Annotated in this window: 17 protein-coding genes; 3 read left to right on the forward strand and 14 right to left on the reverse strand. The window is 70.3% G+C overall.

Features of this window, described 5'->3' with window-relative positions; genetic code table 11:
• The first annotated feature begins 160 nt into the window (after window positions 1-160).
• The 3 genes from AVJ23_RS08490 to AVJ23_RS08500 all read left to right on the forward strand — a co-directional run bounded on the left by AVJ23_RS08490 (window position 161) and on the right by AVJ23_RS08500 (window position 3141).
• Complete coding sequence (locus AVJ23_RS08490; protein ID WP_169795932.1) at window positions 161-1342, forward strand: PLAT/LH2 domain-containing protein; 1182 nt, start codon at window positions 161-163, stop codon at window positions 1340-1342.
• Between the two features lie 192 nt (window positions 1343-1534).
• Window positions 1535-2365, forward strand: coding sequence for a shikimate dehydrogenase family protein (locus tag AVJ23_RS08495; RefSeq protein WP_240484567.1), 831 nt, complete (start codon window positions 1535-1537; stop codon window positions 2363-2365).
• A gap of 65 nt (window positions 2366-2430) precedes the next feature.
• Window positions 2431-3141, forward strand: coding sequence for a haloacid dehalogenase type II (locus AVJ23_RS08500; protein WP_058861752.1), 711 nt, complete (start codon window positions 2431-2433; stop codon window positions 3139-3141).
• Between the two features lie 5 nt (window positions 3142-3146).
• On the opposite strand, the gene AVJ23_RS08505 is transcribed toward AVJ23_RS08500, so the two are convergent.
• The 14 genes from AVJ23_RS08505 to AVJ23_RS08570 form a co-directional block, all read right to left on the reverse strand.
• Window positions 3147-3923, reverse strand: coding sequence for a hypothetical protein (locus AVJ23_RS08505; RefSeq protein WP_058861753.1), 777 nt, complete (start codon window positions 3921-3923; stop codon window positions 3147-3149).
• Complete coding sequence (locus AVJ23_RS08510) at window positions 3923-4294, reverse strand: hypothetical protein (RefSeq protein WP_058861754.1); 372 nt, start codon at window positions 4292-4294, stop codon at window positions 3923-3925. The genes AVJ23_RS08505 and AVJ23_RS08510 overlap by 1 nt, the downstream gene beginning before the upstream one ends.
• 55 nt (window positions 4295-4349) lie before the next feature.
• A complete protein-coding gene (locus tag AVJ23_RS08515; RefSeq protein ID WP_058861755.1) occupies window positions 4350-5207 on the reverse strand; it encodes a dynamin family protein in 858 nt (285 codons plus the stop codon).
• Window positions 5204-7183, reverse strand: coding sequence for a dynamin family protein (locus tag AVJ23_RS08520; protein WP_058861756.1), 1980 nt, complete (start codon window positions 7181-7183; stop codon window positions 5204-5206). The genes AVJ23_RS08515 and AVJ23_RS08520 overlap by 4 nt, the downstream gene beginning before the upstream one ends.
• A 22-nt stretch (window positions 7184-7205) precedes the next feature.
• Window positions 7206-8330, reverse strand: coding sequence for a P-loop NTPase family protein (locus AVJ23_RS08525; RefSeq protein ID WP_058861757.1), 1125 nt, complete (start codon window positions 8328-8330; stop codon window positions 7206-7208).
• Window positions 8327-9211 (reverse strand): PP2C family protein-serine/threonine phosphatase, encoded by an 885-nt coding sequence (locus AVJ23_RS08530; RefSeq protein WP_157772646.1) that lies wholly within the window; start codon window positions 9209-9211, stop codon window positions 8327-8329. Before AVJ23_RS08530 ends, AVJ23_RS08525 begins: the two co-directional genes overlap by 4 nt.
• Entirely contained in the window at window positions 9204-10139 is a 936-nt protein-coding gene (locus AVJ23_RS08535) for an FHA domain-containing protein (RefSeq protein ID WP_058861759.1), read from the reverse strand. The genes AVJ23_RS08530 and AVJ23_RS08535 overlap by 8 nt, the downstream gene beginning before the upstream one ends.
• A 2-nt stretch (window positions 10140-10141) precedes the next feature.
• A complete protein-coding gene (locus AVJ23_RS08540; RefSeq protein ID WP_058861760.1) occupies window positions 10142-11446 on the reverse strand; it encodes a serine/threonine-protein kinase in 1305 nt (434 codons plus the stop codon).
• A 240-nt stretch (window positions 11447-11686) separates the two neighbouring features.
• The gene (locus AVJ23_RS08545; RefSeq protein ID WP_058861761.1) at window positions 11687-12169 is read right to left on the reverse strand and encodes a YHS domain-containing (seleno)protein; all 483 of its coding nucleotides are present in this window, start codon (window positions 12167-12169) and stop codon (window positions 11687-11689) included.
• Window positions 12170-12219: 50 nt separating this feature from the next.
• Window positions 12220-13068: a cysteine hydrolase family protein gene (locus tag AVJ23_RS08550; protein WP_058861762.1), complete on the reverse strand. Its 849-nt coding sequence runs from the start codon at window positions 13066-13068 to the stop codon at window positions 12220-12222.
• 174 nt (window positions 13069-13242) lie between these two features.
• Window positions 13243-13626 (reverse strand): hypothetical protein, encoded by a 384-nt coding sequence (locus AVJ23_RS08555; RefSeq protein WP_058861763.1) that lies wholly within the window; start codon window positions 13624-13626, stop codon window positions 13243-13245.
• 85 nt (window positions 13627-13711) lie between these two features.
• A complete protein-coding gene (locus AVJ23_RS08560) occupies window positions 13712-14806 on the reverse strand; it encodes an AraC family transcriptional regulator (protein WP_058861764.1) in 1095 nt (364 codons plus the stop codon).
• An 85-nt stretch (window positions 14807-14891) separates the two neighbouring features.
• On the reverse strand, window positions 14892-15488 hold the full coding sequence (locus AVJ23_RS08565; protein WP_058861765.1) for a pyridoxamine 5'-phosphate oxidase family protein: 597 nt from the start codon (window positions 15486-15488) through the stop codon (window positions 14892-14894).
• A 9-nt stretch (window positions 15489-15497) separates the two neighbouring features.
• Complete coding sequence (locus tag AVJ23_RS08570; RefSeq protein WP_058861766.1) at window positions 15498-15962, reverse strand: nuclear transport factor 2 family protein; 465 nt, start codon at window positions 15960-15962, stop codon at window positions 15498-15500.
• Between the last annotated feature and the right edge of the window lie 42 nt (window positions 15963-16004).

Consider the following 16004-nt stretch of genomic DNA (forward strand, 5'->3'; position numbering starts at 1 on the left):
CGGGATCGTGAGCCGATCCGCCCCGGGTCAGGAAATGCAGCCTTGCCGGATGGCCTCCCATCCGGGCAAGCTTCCCCTGCGGCAAGTGCCGGCTCCGGGCGGGCCCCGCATCATTTTCACGGGGAGAGATCACTTGAATTTTTCAGATTTGACGCGCGGCATGATGCGGTGCGCCCGCACGCTGGTACTCGTGTCCGCATTGGCGGCCTTCGGCCCGGCGATCGCCCAGGCGCAGACCACCGAGACCTATCAGGTTCACGTATTCACCAGTGACATCGCAGGCGCCGGCACGGATGCCGAGGTCAACATCACATTCTACGGCACCCGCTCGCCGCGCGGCGTGAAGGCGCCCGTGCCGCTGGACAACAGCGGCAACGATTTCGAACAGCAGACCATGGGCATCTACCAGGTGTCCCTGACCGAGGACATCGGTTTTCTCGAGCGCATCAAGTTGGAACATGACAATTCCGGGCCCAGGCCGGGATGGCATGTCGATGCGGTCCATGTCTTTGACCCGGTGCATTCGGAATTCATCGTCTTTCCCATCAAGCGCTGGTTGGCCGATGACGAGGGCGACCGGCTGACCGAGGTGACCGTCGAGCGCCTCGATTATGACGCGTTCCGCGCCAACTTGCCCAACCGGATCGAGACACCCCGCGGCACCTGGGAGCGGGCCTGTTCCGGCGCGCAAAGCTGCGAAAGCCGTATCGAGCGGTCCCTGACCATCGGGCGCAGCGAGTCCGAGGAGTGGAGCAATTCAGTGACCGCCTCGCTGTCCATCGCGGTCGAAAGCGGGGTCGAGGCGCCGCTGCCCAAGGGCGGCTCGCTGAGCAACAAGACCACGGTGACCGCGGGGCTCGAAACCGGCCATGTGGAGGCGTCCAGCATCGTGCGCACCCGTCAGAACGGCTTCACGGATGTCTGCGCGACCAAGACAGACACCACGCAGTACAACATCCACACGGTCTGGCAGTGGGTGGTGACCACCAGCGTCGAAGGCGAGCCGGTGGTGATCAAGACCTGCCAGATCGCCTGCACGGCGACCGACGCACGGCCCTTCTACCTGCCCGGGGATCCGCGCCACGTCAATTCCTGCCTCGTCTCGCGCGAGTTCCGGCAGGTGCTGAATGCCGGCATCCCGGGCCATAACCGCGAGACGCTGGACTCGGTCTCGCTGGCGACCTGCCAGCAGGAATGCCGCAACCGCCCCTGGTGCAAGACAGTCGATTACGAACGCGGCCCGGGCACCTGCTTCCTGCAGGACGTGGGGCAGAACGAGGTCGCCCTGCGCCGCGACTACCCGGACAACCCCTACGACCACTACTACCTGCCGTCGCGCTGACGGCAGCGCTTGGCGCGGGAAGCCGCCGCCGGCGACAACAGGCCCCCGTACTGGCGTGCGGGGGCCTTTCCTGTCGGTGGGGACAGGGACGCTCAGGGGCCATGCCGCCGCGCCGCTTGACTCCAGGCACGATCCGGCTTGTGTGAGGGCGCGCGCTGGGCTCTCTGCGACACGCAACCACGGGGCATGACCATGACGGATCTTCTGCTTGGCCTGATCGGGGACAATATCGCGGCGTCGCGGGCGCCCGTGTTGCACCGGTTGGCGGGGGCGCAGGTCGGGGTGGAGGTGCGCTATGACCGGCTGGTTCCGGCGGAGCTGGGCAAGCCGGTCGAGCAGATCCTGCGGGAGTGCGCGGCGGCGGGCTATCGCGGGGTGAACGTGACCTATCCCTACAAGGAGCAGGTTGCCCAGCGTGTCACCATCGCCGATCCGCAAGTCCGGGCCATCGGGGCGGTCAACACGGTGATGTTCGGCGCAAGCGGCATGGTGGGGGAGAACACGGATTACACCGGGTTCATGGCAGCCTATCGCGCGACGCTCGGGACCGAGCCGCCCGGGCGCTGTGCGCTGATCGGTTGTGGAGGTGTCGGGCGGGCCCTGGCCTTTGCCCTGCTCGCGCTCGGGGCAGAGGAGATCCGGCTGTTCGACCGAGACATGGCGAAGGCGCACGGGCTGGCGCGGGACCTTTTGCAGGCGGACCCGGCGCGGCAGGTGACGGTGGCCTCCGGGGTGGCGCAGGCCACGCAGGGGGCGGACGGGCTGTTGAACGGCACGCCTTTGGGCATGGTCGGGATCGGGGGAACGCCCGTGGCGCGCGATGAGATGGCGGGTGCGCGGTGGGTCTTCGACGCGGTCTATACGCCTGTCGAGACGCCCTTCCTACGCGATGCCGCGGCGGCGGGTCTGGCCGTGCTGCCCGGCTATGAGCTGTTCTTCTACCAGGGCGTGCATGCGTGGCGGCATTTCTCCGGGATGACTCTGGACGAAGATGCGCTGCGACAAGCCTTGGCCGCGGCCTGAGACAGGGCTGGCCGGGCCGTGCTGTCGCTGGCAAGCTTGCGCTGTTGCAATGACGGAGGCCGTGGATGAAAGCGCTCTTGTTCGACGTGTTCGGGACTGTGGTGGACTGGCGTGGCGGGGTCGCCCGCGAGGTCGCGACGTTCTGCGCGCGGCACGGTATCACCGATGTCGATCCCGCGGCTTTCGCCGATGCGTGGCGGGCGCGGTACCAGCCGGCCATGGAGGAGGTGCGCGCCGGGCGGCGGCCCTTCGTGCGGCTGGACGTGTTGCATCGCGAGAACCTGGACGCCACGCTGGCCGCGTTTGATATCGAGGCTCGGCGCTTGGACTCGGTCGATCTGGACGAGCTGAACCGCGCGTGGCACCGGCTCGACCCATGGCCGGATGCAGTTCCGGGCCTGAAGCGCCTGCGGCAAGATCACATCATCGCGCCGCTGTCCAATGGCAACGTGGCGCTGCTGCTCAACATGGCGAAACGGGCGGGTCTGCCTTGGGACGCGATCCTTGGGGCCGAGGTCGTGGCGGCCTACAAGCCCGATCCCGCCAGCTATTTGCGCACGGTGGATCTGCTGGGGCTCGCACCGGAGGAGGTCTGCATGGTTGCGGCGCATAACGATGATCTGCATGCGGCGCGTGCCTGCGGGTTGAAGACGGCCTTCCTGCCGCGCCCGACGGAGCACGGGCCGGGGCAGTGCACGGACCTGGCGGCCGACAGCAACTGGACCTGGATCGCGGCCGATCTGGAGGACTTGGCCGACCAGCTGGACGCGGCGTAGGCGGGTCATGTCGGTTCCCGCGCCCTGTGCCAGGAGTCGAGCAGGAGCATCTCGCTGCCCGGCTGGGCGAGGGCAAAGACCTGCGCGCCGCTGCAGGACAGTTGCAGCAGCAGGTCGGCACCCTCGGGCGACAGGATGAGCAGGCGATCCCCGGCGCGGGGCAGGCCGGGGCCGTCGGGCAATGTGTCGAGATCCGGAAGCACCGTTTCGATCATCTCGGCCAGGTACTCCATCTCCGTCCCCTCCTCGGTCAGGGGATAGAGCATGTCTTCGGACAGCTGCGCTGCAGCCCGGAGGGCCGGGCCAGCCTGTTGCAGGAACAGGTCGAGAAATTCTTCGGGCTGAAGCGGCACGAGCGAAAGCCCCAGCGCCTGCGCCACCCGTTCGGCGGGCACGCCTGACGCGGTCGGGGCCGGCGCGGGCAGGGGAGCGGTGCGCAGGGTGATCCGATTGGCCCCCTTGGCGGCCCGATCCAGACGCCCGGCAAGATCCTGCAAGGCCTCGGACAGTTGTGACACCGCCTCGGGATCGTCCAACCGTGAGGCGGTCCTGTCATCCTCGGGCGTGCCGAAGGCCAGCAGGCGCCCGCCGGCCACGTCGCACCATAATCGCGGGACGTCATCCATGAGGAAGGTCAGCCGTCGCGGCAGGCGGGTCATCTCGATCTGGGTGCAGAGAAAACGCCGTGCCGTCGCGGCACCGGTCAGCGGGCACCCGGGCCGCGTGACGCCATGGGCGGCGGCCCGATCAAGGGCGGCGCGCAGTGCGGCCGGGCCCGCCATTACGCCTGCCGCCGGGAGGCGGGGCCCGATAGGGTCTCGCAGAGCTGCGCCATGCGCGGCAGGATCGCCCCCACCGCGGCCCCGGGGGCCAGCGTGCAGCACAGCGCCTCATCCGCGCCGGGGGCGACCCTCCGCAGGATGTGACAGCCCGTGGCCCCGGCCACCACGGCCTGTTGGCAGCCGGGCCCCGCGCCGATCCCACCGATGCCCAGCGTCGCCGTCGCCAGGTGGCAGAGCGCGTCGAGCCGTTCCTGCGGCAGCTTCACAGCCCCGTCCCATGCCAGCACAGTCCGTGTGGAGAGATCCACGAAGAGCACGCGTTCGCAACTGTCGAATTCGGTTCTGAGCGCGGCAAGGGTGTCGAAAGCCATCTGGGGTCCGGGACAAGGTCCCCATTGTTCTGGACCATGCACCTCTAAGAGCGCGTTAAGCCCGGCCGGTCACGCCCTCGGGGCGCGGGCGGGCCCGGATGCGCCGGGGGACGACGCGCCGCGGTACCACGCCCGGCGTGGCGACCGGCTCGGGCCGGGCCAGGGGCGCGGCTGGGGTGATCGGCTCGAACCCGTCATTCGCCTCGCCTGCCGGGGGCTGGCCCAGCGATTCGACCAGTTCGACCAGGCTCTCGACGAACAGGTCGGCGCCGCTGGCCTTCAGCGTGTCGGGATTGTCGGGATCGGCAATCGCCTCGGTCAGCGAGATCGGCAGGACCCGGGTGAACAGCCCGTCGGTCTCGCGGCGCAGGCGGGCCAGCACGCGGTCACGGTCGCCCGGCGCGTGCAGCTTGTCCATGCGGGTGATGAGCAGCAGGCTGCGCGCGTACAACCGGTGCGGCACCTGTTCCCACAGGGCGGCTTCGGATTGCCGCCAGGCCTGCGTTGCGGGCGTGCACCAGACCACGCCATCGACGCGACCCAGCATCCGGTCCCAGACCGCTTGCGGCATGTTCGGATCAGCCGTGCCCGGCATGTCGATCAGGTCGCAGAACTCCAGCACCTCGGTCTCCAGCCGGATCCGCACGGCCTGCGTCTCGCGATGCGAGATGCCATCCAGCGCCTCGGGCGGGATCGGCTCTTCGGTGCCGGAATTGTCGACGCGGTGCAGCGCGCGGGGGCCGTGCGCGTACCAGACCGGCGGCAGCTGCGTCGCGGTCACCTTGACCGGCGAGACATCCTGCCCCAACAGCAGGTTGGCCAGCGTGCTCTTGCCGGCGCTGAATTCGCCCATCAGCGCGATGCGCGGCCGGCGGGTCGGGGCGCTTTGCGCCGCGGTGTCATGCGTGGTCATGCGGTGGCCTCCAGGTTGGGTCGTGTCGGCAATAGCGTCTCGGCAGCGGGCGGCACGCCATCGGCGAGGTCGAGGAGGATCCGGCGGTTGGCGGCGAGGAAGGTGGCCAGCGTGTCGGCCACATCCGCCTCGAACCGCGCGGCATTCTCCGAGAGCAGGGCATTCAGGATCGGTTGGGTCTCCTGCTCGATCAGGCGGGCGAAATCCTCGGTGCAGGCCTTGTAGCCCCGGCGCCGGCGCCAGAACCGCGTCCACCACGAGGCGCGCAGGTCCAGCGCGATGGTCTGGCCCAGCACGATGGGCGGATCGGCCTGCGGCACCGGCGGCGCCTGCAGCGGCGGCAGGCTCAGGGCAAACGCCTCGGCATAGAGCGCGGCGATCTCCTGCGCGGCGCCGCTCAGCGCGTCCTCGCCAAGGCGGGTGACGCCGCGGACATGGCGTTGAAAGCTCGACCGCAGCAGAACGCGCAGGCCGCAGGGATCATAGCTCCACTGTTCCAGCTCGCCGTAATTCTCGAGATGCGCGATCACGGCGGCGGTGGCGCGTCCGACGAAGGTCTGGCGCGATTTCTCGATCCGCTCGACCAGCGCACGCTGCGCCATGGTCAGCCCGGTCGCCAGCCCCTCGCGGGCGCGGGCCTCGATCCCGTCCAGCGCCGCGACCAGCGTCTCGCGCTCCATGCGGCAGGGGGCACCGGCCAGCCCGTCCTGCGCCGACAGGCTGAGGGCGGCGGCAGCGCTCTGGTCGAGATTGTCGAGCTCGGCTGTGATCTCGCGCAGGATCTGCGCGCCGGCCCCGGCCTCGATCCGCGCGGCGATGGCGCGGCCGAGGGCATGCAGGCCCGACAGGTGCCAGACCATCTCGGGGACCGAGGCAAAGGGGTTGGCGGGGTCGTTCCGCGCCTCGGCCCAGTGCAGCAACGCCTCGGCGCTGTCGCGGCCGAGATTCTCGATCGCGCCGGTCACCGCCTCATGCGCCCAGACGCCACAGCCGAACAGGATCTCGACCCCCTCGGGCATGCCATGGGCGCGCAGCGTGGTCTCGATGCTGGCGCGGATCTCGGGCACGTCGCGCGCGGGATCGGCCAGCTCGTCGATGCGGTTAACAAAGATGATCACGTCGCGCGCCTCGACATTCGAGATCATGCGGATCAGCGCCAGATCGACCGAGGTCAGCGCCTGCGTCGCGGCCAGCACCATGACGCAGAGCCGGCTGCCGCGCAGCGCGTTCAGCGTGATCTGCTCGCGGATCATGAAGGTGTCGTTGACCCCGGGCGTGTCGCGCAGGCAGAGGCGCAAAGGCAGGTCCGGCTGGCTCAGCCACAGATCCGCCGTGCGCGTGATGTCGGCAAAGCGGCCGCGATCGGGATCGGCGTTCTGCGCGTCCCAGAAATCGTCGCCGAGGCAGACATAGCGTTCGACCAGCGCCGCATCGAAACGGTCGTAATCATGCGACTGGCCCAGCAGCAGCTCGAAGCGCCGGCCCAGCCGCTCGCGCGACTTGCGGCGCATCTCCTCCAGCTGGGCGCGCACCTTGTCCAGCTCGTCCTCGGCCCCGGCCCGGTTCGCCAGCTCGCCCATGCGGCCGCCGCGATGCACTAGGTGGCCCCATTCCTCCTCGGTGAAAAAGGTGAAGGAGGCGTTCTGCGTGGCGCGCCGGTCGCCCGGGCGCAGGTGCAGCGAGGTCACGACCGAGGTCCAGGGGTTCACATCCGCCGGCAGCAGGTCGCGCCAGCCGGTCATGGCGTTGACCAGCGTGGTCTTGCCGGCCTTGACCTGCCCGATCATGGTTACGCCCGGCTCGAACGCGGCCAGCTTGCGGCGCAGCTGCCGGGCCTTGTCGGCGATGGCCGGAACCGGCGAGCCGGCGGCTTCGGCCAGGCGCGTGTCCAGCGCGGCCAGCTGCGCAGCCAGCGGGGCGAACCCGGCAAAGGTGGTCTCAAGAAGCGCGTTGGAACGGGTCTTGTCGGTCTGCATCTCGTTGCTCCTGCGGCCGGTGTCAGGCGGCCAGCTCGGTTTCCATCTCTCGGCGCAGCTGGGCCAGCAGCAGCGCCCCTTCGACCGCCTGTTCCGGGCGGGCCTCGATCTGCATCAGCAGGGCCAGCTCGGATGCCTCGGACAGCGCCGCGTCCAGGTCGGGCCAAGTGGCGGCGAAGGAATGTTCGGCCTCGGCCATGTCGCGCAGCCCGTCGAGCAGCCCCGGCAGCGCGTGGGGCAGGCTTTCGCCATCCTCGCGCGCGAGGTCCTCGGCGCCCTGCCGCAACTGCTGGAAAAGCCGCGCCAGCACGGCGCGCGCCTCGGGCGGCACGGGTGGCTCGACCGGAACGGCGGACGCTGGCGGAGGCGTCGGGTCGACCTCTGGCCGGCCCGTCGCTTCGGGCGGTGGAAATTGCGCCAATAGGACGGCTGCCGCATCCATGTCGGCGCCGCGCGCCTCGTCGATCATCGCCGCGACCTGCATTGCAAGCCGCGCCGCGGCCTCGGCGGTCAGCCCCGCGCCCGTGTCGGTCCGCGCCAGTGGGCAGAGCGGCAGCGGCTGCCCCGCCGGATCCCGTGCGGGCGCCTCCAGCGCCTCCGCCCCTTCGGTCGCGGCCAGCAGCGCATGGGTCTGCAGGTGATGCGGGGCCGCCCACCAGATGTCACGCTCGAGCGCCGTCCAGCGCCGGGTGCACCAGATCGCCATGTCGCAGCGCGCGGCGGCCCAGCCCAGCCCCGCGGCCATGTCATCGGGCGCGCCATCGGTGACCACGTCCAGCAGGGTGAAGCGCTCCAGCGCCGCCAGCGGCAGACCCAGCTCGGCAAAGAGCGTGTCCGGCGGCAGCTCCAGCGGGGTGGTCGCCGGGGCGTTACGGATCTGCCCGTCCGGTCCGGTCAGCTGCAACCCGGGCTGGCCTGCGTGACGCAGCAGCAGCGGCGCGCCCGGTCCCTGCGGTGGCAGCACCTCGGCCCCGGCCAGCGCATTCAGCACGGCCGCCTTGCCGCTGCCCGGCAGGCCGAACAACGCGATCCGCACCGGGGCGCCCAGCCGTGCAACCAGCGTCCGCGCGCGGCGCGCGGCGCGGGCCGGCAGCCCGCCGCCCTCCAGCTGCCGCAGCGCGTCGAGGATGGGCGCCGCGTCGGTCATAGCGCTGACCGCCCCGTCAGCACCGCTGCACCCCGGTGCAGCAGGCCCGAAAGCGCCGTGCCGCACAGGTCCGACAGCCGCGGCAGGACTGGCGCACGCGCAGCCAGTCCGGGCTTGATGACGATCAGCGAGACATTGTCCTGGTCCTCGGCCGCCGCCGCGTGCACGGCCTGCATCAGCTCGGCCGCGATGCGCTGGCTGGGTGCGCGGCGATGGCGCCGCAGCAGGCGCGCCAGTTGCGCCTCGGGCAGCACCTCGATCCCGTCGCTGGCCATCAGCACGATATCGCCGGGGCGCAGGGCAAAGGGCTTGGCCGGGCAGTCGACGCGCTGGATATCCGCGCCGACCAGTGCCGAGGTCAGGCAGCCGCGCTGGGGATGGCGGCGCGCGGTGTCGGCATCCATCTCGCCGCGCTGCACCATCAGGTCGATCTGGGGCGCCAGCGAATGCACCTCGTTCAGGCGCACCAGCCGCCCGTCGCGGAACAGCCAGAGGCCGGAATCACCCACCGAGATCCAGCTGAGCGCATCCCCCTGCACCACGCTGAGGATCACCGTGCCGCCCATCCCGACCTGACCCAAACCGGCCTCGACATGGTCGCGCAAGCCGCGATTGGCCGTGCGCACCGCGTGGCGCAGCCGGTCGGGCAGGGGCGGCCCGGGCGTCGTGTCGGAGCGCCCGGTCAGGCTGAAGGCGGCAAAGACCTGCGAGACGATGACCTGCGCGGCCAGGTCGCCATCGTCATGCCCGCCCATCCCGTCGGCCAGCACGGCGAACCCTCCGTCGCCACCATCGGGAAACTGGACGAGCACGGCATCCTCCTGCCGGTCGCGCCGCCCCAGCGCGATGGCCGAGGCCACGTCTGCCAGCGGGTCAGGCACGGTCGCCCGGCCCGTCATCGGGGGTGGTCCAGCTGAAATCCGGGCCGCAGAGCGCGACGAACCGGCAGGTGGTCTTGCCGATCCGGAACTCGTCACCCGAATGCAGCTCGGCCGAGGAGACCAGCGGCTTGCCGTTCACCCGAACGAGGTTGGACTTGCCGCCATGGCCGATCAGGATCGAGTTCTCCTCCTCGTCATAAGCGATCGAGGCATGGGTATCGCGAGAGATGCAGTCATCACCGAAATCCAGCGCGATGGTCTGCGAGGCGTCCCGCCCCAGCGTCGACAGCCCGGCCGACAGGGCAAAGCAGGTGCCACGCCCGGGCCCGTCCACGATCACCACCCAGCCCACCGGGCAGGTCACGTCCAGCCGTGCCGCGGGGGCCGGCGTGCCGTCGAAGACACCCGGCCCCTCGTCATCGGCATGAAAGCCCAGAAGCCGTGTCTTCACCCGCCCGCCTCGTGCGGCGGCCGGCATGCGGGTCTGCAGGGCGGGGGCGGGCTCTGCCGGCATGTCCGGGACGTGCCGCACGGGATCCGTGGCGGGTGTCCGCAGCGGCGGTTCGTCCGGCATGTCGGCGCGCGGCATGGGCGCGTCGGGCTCGAAGGACATGTCGGGGGCGACGCGCGGCACCGGATCGCTGTCGGGGGCAAGATCCCAGATCCGGGCGGCGGGGGTCGGGTCCGGTTCCTCGGCCGGTGCCTTCAGCTGCGCCTCGCCCATGGTGGGGCGGGGCGGCTCGAGCTCCCAGCGTGGCAGCTCCGGCGGGGGCGGCGGCGCATCGAGCAGCCGCGTATGGGCCGGCCGATCCGCGGCCGAGAGCAGCTCGTCCAGCGGCGGCACGGTCTCCTCCTCGGTCTCGGGCGCAGGGGCGCTGTCCTGCGGGGCGGGGCGGCGGCGGGCAATGATGCTTCGGAAACTGGACATGGTCACTCCTTCACGGGGTTCAGGGCGCCCGGCGTGGTCCGGGGGCTGCGCCCGGCAAACAGGGTGCGGACCCAGCCCAGCATGCCGGCCGGGTGGGGCGCGGCCTGCGCGGGGGCGCGCGTGCCGGCACGGTTGCGCGCCTCTTCCAGCGCCTGCTGGCGCTGCCGGGCTTGGTCGCGGTCGATCTCGCTGCGCAGCTCCTCGAGCTCGCGGTTGACCCGCGCCCAGTAGGCCTGTTCGGCCGCGCGCTGCGCCGCGACCGGATCGGGGGCGGCGGGTCGCGCCGGGGCAGGTGCCGGACCGCTGTCCTGCACATGGGCGGAAGTCTCGCTCACGATCTCCGAGATGCGGCGCTGCATCTCGGCGCTCAGCCCGTTCCCGACCGCCGCGGAGGGGGCCGAGATCGCGTCCAGCCAGTCATCGGCGGTGGCCAGCCGGTCCTTGGCAAACAGCGCAAGGCTGCGGTCGATCGCGGCCAGGAAAGCCTCGTCATAGCCCTGAACCTGCCCGGTCAGCGGCACGAACGGGTCGGGCATGTCCTGCGCCACGGCGGCCAGCCGCGCATTGCTGTTGGTTGGCGCCCGCCCGGTGATCAGGTGATACATCGTGGCGGCCAAGGCATAGAGATCGCTGGATTTCTGCTGCGAGCTGCCGGCGAGGTAGAATTCCTGCGGCGAATACCCGTCCTTGACCGTGTGGATCCGCGACAGCACCCGCGTCGCGCGCACCGCCCGTTCGCGAGCCGCCCCGAAATCGATCAGCACCGGCATGCTGCCGGGCGCCAGCAGGATGTTGTCGGGCGAGATGTCGCGATGCAGCATCCCGTTGCCATGCACGTAGGAGAGCGCCCCCAGAAGGTGGCGCAGAATGCGTTCCACCTCCTCGGGCGCGAACATCTCGGGCCGCGTCTCGAGCAGGTCGAACAGGTCGGGCCCGTCGACGAAATCCATTGCCATGTAGGCTGTGCCGTTATCGGTAAAGATCTGGTGCACGCCCACGATATTGGGGTGGTTCAGCTGCGCCAGCGCGCGGGCCTCGCGCTCGAACAGGGCGACCACGCGGTCAAAATCCATCCCGTGCGAGGCCGAGCGCAGCCGCACCGTCCCGCGCGTGCGACAGCACATGGCGCCCGGGAAACATTCCTTGATGACCACCTTCCGGCCAAGGCTGTCATGCGCCAGATAGGTGATCCCGAACCCGCCGGCATTCAGGTAGCGCTGCACCGTGTATTGCCCCTGGCAGAGCACCGTGCCCGGCGGCAGCTCGTCTCCCACCGGTTCGGGATTGGAGACCAACGCCTCGTCCATGATGTGCCGCCTCCTGTTCCTCGGGCCCCCGGGTCACGCCTCTGCGCCACCCCAGAAAGGCCCTCGCATTCGGGCGGAAAAGTGACGCCGGTCCGGCGGCAGGTCGACAAAAGGAGAGGGTTTTAACTGTCTGGATTTGCATAAAATCGTTACGACCGGCGCCGTCATTGCTCCCATGACGGTCTGCCCCGCCGGCAGGCAAACGAGCCGCGCGGTCGGGCGCGGCTCGTCCGGAGAGGCTCAGAGGTCGCCGATGGGGGTCGAGCGGATCTCGGGCCATTTGTCGAAGGCGCCGGAGATGATCGTCTCGGGGTCCTCGAGATACTTGTCGAAGATCGCGCGGTTGACGAAGAGGTAGAGCTTGCCGTCGACGATGTCGGCATAGCGCACGTCGCCGTCCAGCTTCTTGCCGGCATAGACGCCGAAGGCGCAGAAGCCGCCGAACTGGGGCAGCATCGCCGCCGGGTCGGCATCGAAGGCGGCCTTGGTTTCGGCCGTGGCGAAGTAGTAGTCCACGCCCTCATGTGCCGAGATGAACTGCGAGTCGCCGATCTGCGGCGCGTCGGCCTCGAACATCGAGACGGGGTCGAACCCGTGCAGGCCCAGCGGGTGGCCGCCCATGGTCAGCCCGTTGTTCACGTTGTGCTCGTCCGCGGCAAAGGCGGCCGGGGCCAGTGCGATCAGGGCGGCAGAGAGGGCGGCGGTCAGGGTCAGTCTGGTCATGATTTCAGTCCTTTCAGGTCGGGGTTGGGTGGTCTGGGTGCACGGGGCCGTCAGGCGCCGCGCGTGATCCGGGTGACGGCCTCGTCCGTCCACCAGACGGCATTGGCGATCATGCGGAAGTTGATGAGCGCAGCGAGATAGCCATCGCCTTCGGGCACCTTCGCGCCCGCGGTCGCATCGCGCACCACGGCGACCTCGAAGCCGGTCTCCAGCAGCTCGCGCATGTGGCTTTCGACGCAGAGATTGGCCGACATGCCGGCCAAGATGACCTTGTCGATGCCGATCTTGCGCAGCTGCAGCACCAGGTCGTTCTGCTCGGGGCCGTAGACCTTGTGGGGCGAGCAGACGATGGTCTCGCCATCCTCGATGTACTTCTTGTATTGCGGCATCCAGTCGGCGCCCGAGCCCTCGAACCCCTCGAGGTTCAGCGGACCGTTGCGGTCGAACATGTGGATCCCGTGCATGACGCGTTCGAGCGTGCCCTCGAACTGCCACTTGTGGTCCTGCGGATAGTAGTAATGCGGCGAGACGACGACCGGCATGCCGGTGGCCTTGGCCGCGATGAACAGCCGCTCGAGATTGTCGACGACGCCCTGTTCGCTGACGCTTTCGCCGACGACACCCCAGGCCACGCCGCCCTCGTCGAGGAAGTCGACCTGCGGGTCGACCACGACCAGCGCGGTGCGCGCGGGGTCGATCTCCATGTCGATGGCCGGCAGGCCGGGAGTCTCGGGGTCGGCATATTGCGCGCGCGCCTCGGGCGTGGCGGCGGCGGCCTGCGCGCCGGTCAGGGCGGCGGCCCCGGTGGCCGCGGCACCGGCCAGCAGGCGGCGGCGCGGCAGGTTCACCTGCTCGGGTGCGGCAGCGCAGCCGCGGCAGGCGTGATCGTCATGTTGCATGGTCTTTCTCCTTCAGGTCAGGGGTCGGGTCCTGGGGTGAGACAGCGCGGGCGCTGCCAGGGTGGCAGACCTGTCCATCCGGCACGGCCGGGTCCGTCGCGGACGCTAATGCGCCGCGTTGATTGGGACAGGTTGCGGTCCTCGGGGACCCGGGCCGGGCGGCCCGGGAATGGGTCAGTCGCCGTTATGGGCCGGCAGGGTGCAGGTGCAGACCGGCGGCAGTGACAGGGCGCGAAGGCCGGGCCACGGCGCGTCCGGCGGCGTGCCGGGACGGCTGGCATTGGGGCCGGCCGGGGTCTCTGCCCAGCTCTCCAGCCGCGCCTGCCGGGGCAGGAGCGGGGTCTCGGCCGGCTGGGTGGGCGAAGCGTGGACCGGGCCCGACATCATGATCAGCGTGGCCATGCCGCCGGTCAGCAGCGCGCCGGCCGCGGTGGCGATCAGAAGCGAGAGCATCTCGCCCCGGCCGGGCCGCGGGGTCGGCCCGGCGATGCGGCGGGGCGGCGCGCGGCGGATCCGGGCGGCCGGTCGCGTGAAGGTCGAGATCAGTTCCATGGCCATGCGCCTTTCCTCTGTCTGCTGTCGGGGGCGGGCCCCGGTCCCGAGCGCCCTTTGGTGATCGGCGCGTCGTCGTGATGAGAGCAGATTAGACCGCGCCGGCCCGGACCGTATCGGCCCCGCCTGCCATCGCCTTGGCCGAGCCTGCCAGCAGCGCGAGGTCCGGCGCATCCCCGCCCCCGGCATGGGCCGCGCGATACTGTGCCGGGGCCTGCCCGACCCAGCGCTTGAAGGCCCGGCCGAAAGTGCTCTGCTCGGCAAAGCCGGTCAGGAAGGCGACCTCGGCAATGCTGCACGTCGCGCCCTCCAGCAGCTCGCGGGCCAGCTGCATCTGCACCTCGCGGACCACGTCGCGATAGCTGGTCCCCTCTTCGGACAGGCGGCGGAAGAAGGTGCGCTCGCTCAGCCCCATCTCGCGCGCGAGGCTGGCGGCGGGCGGGATCCCGGTGCTGAGCGCCTCGGGCAGGCGCTGCGCCAGCGCGGCGCGCAGCGTGTCGGGGCGCGCGACCTCGTCGAACGCGGCCTGCAGGTGACCGGTCAGGAAGGCCGACAGGGCCGGGTCGCCCAGCCGGTTGGGTGCATCAAGCATGGCGGCCGGCAAGATCAGCGCATCCTGCGCCGCGCCGAATTGCACCGGGCAGCCGAAGAGGCGCGCATGGGCCGCCGGATCGCCCGTGGGGCCATGCCGGAAGCACACGGAGGAGACGACCAACTCGTCCCGGACAACGGCGCGGGCCTTGCGGACCAGCCCGGCCAGCGCGCATTCGTTGCGCAGCGCCAGCGCAGGATGCGCGCCGGTCCGTGCCACGATCCGGAACTGCGCCACGGGCCCCTGACGGTCCAGCCGGTAGACCGCGGTATCGGTCAGCAGGCGGAAATAGCGCTCCATCCGCGACAGCGAGGCGCCAAGCGTCGGTGCAGCCTTCAGCGCCAGCCCCAGCACGCCCAGGTCGTCGAGGTCGATCTCCCCGGCATAGCGCTCGATCAGACCGATCCGGTCGGGGTGATGCGCGGCCAGCCAGGCGATCAGGTCGAAGAACCCGCTGTCATCGACATGCCCGTCGCCGCGCGGGTCAAGACGGGCGATTCGGCGCCCCGAGGACAGGACATCGCCTTGCGGCGTCAGGGTCAGCCGGGCGGCGCGGATCATGGCCTGGGCAAAGGCTGCGGTCACGGTGGGCATGGCAGGCTCCAATTTGATGCGAGAAATTCGATGCGGAAAGAAAAGCGCCGCCCCCGGTGCATCGGGGGCGGCGCGGGGGGGGGTGTCAGCTCTGGCGTCCGAGCGTCTCTTCGAGTTCGGCAATCCGCGCGCGCAGCCGGGCGATCTCTTCGCCGTGCTCGGCCTCGGTGCGGCGCAGGGGGATGTGCTGCGAGCAGTTCCAGTCATGCGCCGCCACGCGGATGACCACGGCGCGCTCGGCCGGCGGCGTGTCAGGCCCCGCCAGCAGCGCGATGACCGAGGGGTCCTCGGTGATCCGAGCGCGGCCCAACAACTTGAGCCGCCGGCGCGCCGCGAAATCGATGGCGAGGATCGAGACGCGGTCATTGCCGCGCAGGTTGCCGGTGCTGATATATTGGCGGTTGCCGCGGTAATCGGCATAGGCGACGGTCTGCGGGTCGATCACCTTCAGGAACCCCGGCGCGCCGCCACGGAACTGGACATAGGGCCAGCCGGTCTCGCCGACCGTGGCCTGGAAGATCCCGTCGCGGGCCTCAAGGAAGGCAGCCTCGCGCGGGCCCAGCCGGGCGCCGTCATTGCGGTCCTTTCCAAGGACCCGGCCATAGATCCCGACCGAGCCGTGGGCGGCCTGCTCGGCGCGCACGGCGGGCGTGAAGGCGAGCGCTGCATAGGCATTGGCCATGGCGTCCTCCTACAGCCCAAGCGCGGTCAGGCCGGGATGCTCCGCGGGCCGGGCCCCCAGCGACCAGTGCATCAGCCGCGCCGCCTCGGTGATCGGCAGGTCGTTGATCGAGGCGATGCGCCGGCGCATCAACCCGTCGGGCGCGAACTCCCAGTTCTCGTTGCCATAGGCACGGAACCACGAACCGCTATCGTCGCGATATTCGTAGGCAAACCGCACTGCGATGCGGGCGCCTTCCTGCGCCCAGAGCTCCTTGATCAGGCGGTACTCATGCTCGCGGTCCCACTTGCGGGTCAGGAAGGCGATGATCGCCTCGCGCCCGGTGAATTGCTCGGCGCGGTTGCGCCATACGCTGTCGGCCGTATAGGCCAGCGCGACCTGCGCAGGCTGGCGACTGTTCCAGGCGTCTTCGGCTAGGCGGACCTTCTGCACCGCGCTGTTGCGGTCGAACGGGGGGATCGGCGGACGGGTCATAGGGGATCTCCTCGGAAAGGGGGGCGTCCCGACCGGCAGGGG

Source organism: Pseudoponticoccus marisrubri (assembly GCF_001482405.1).
In the GTDB taxonomy this organism is placed as follows: Bacteria; Pseudomonadota; Alphaproteobacteria; order Rhodobacterales; family Rhodobacteraceae; genus Pseudoponticoccus; species Pseudoponticoccus marisrubri.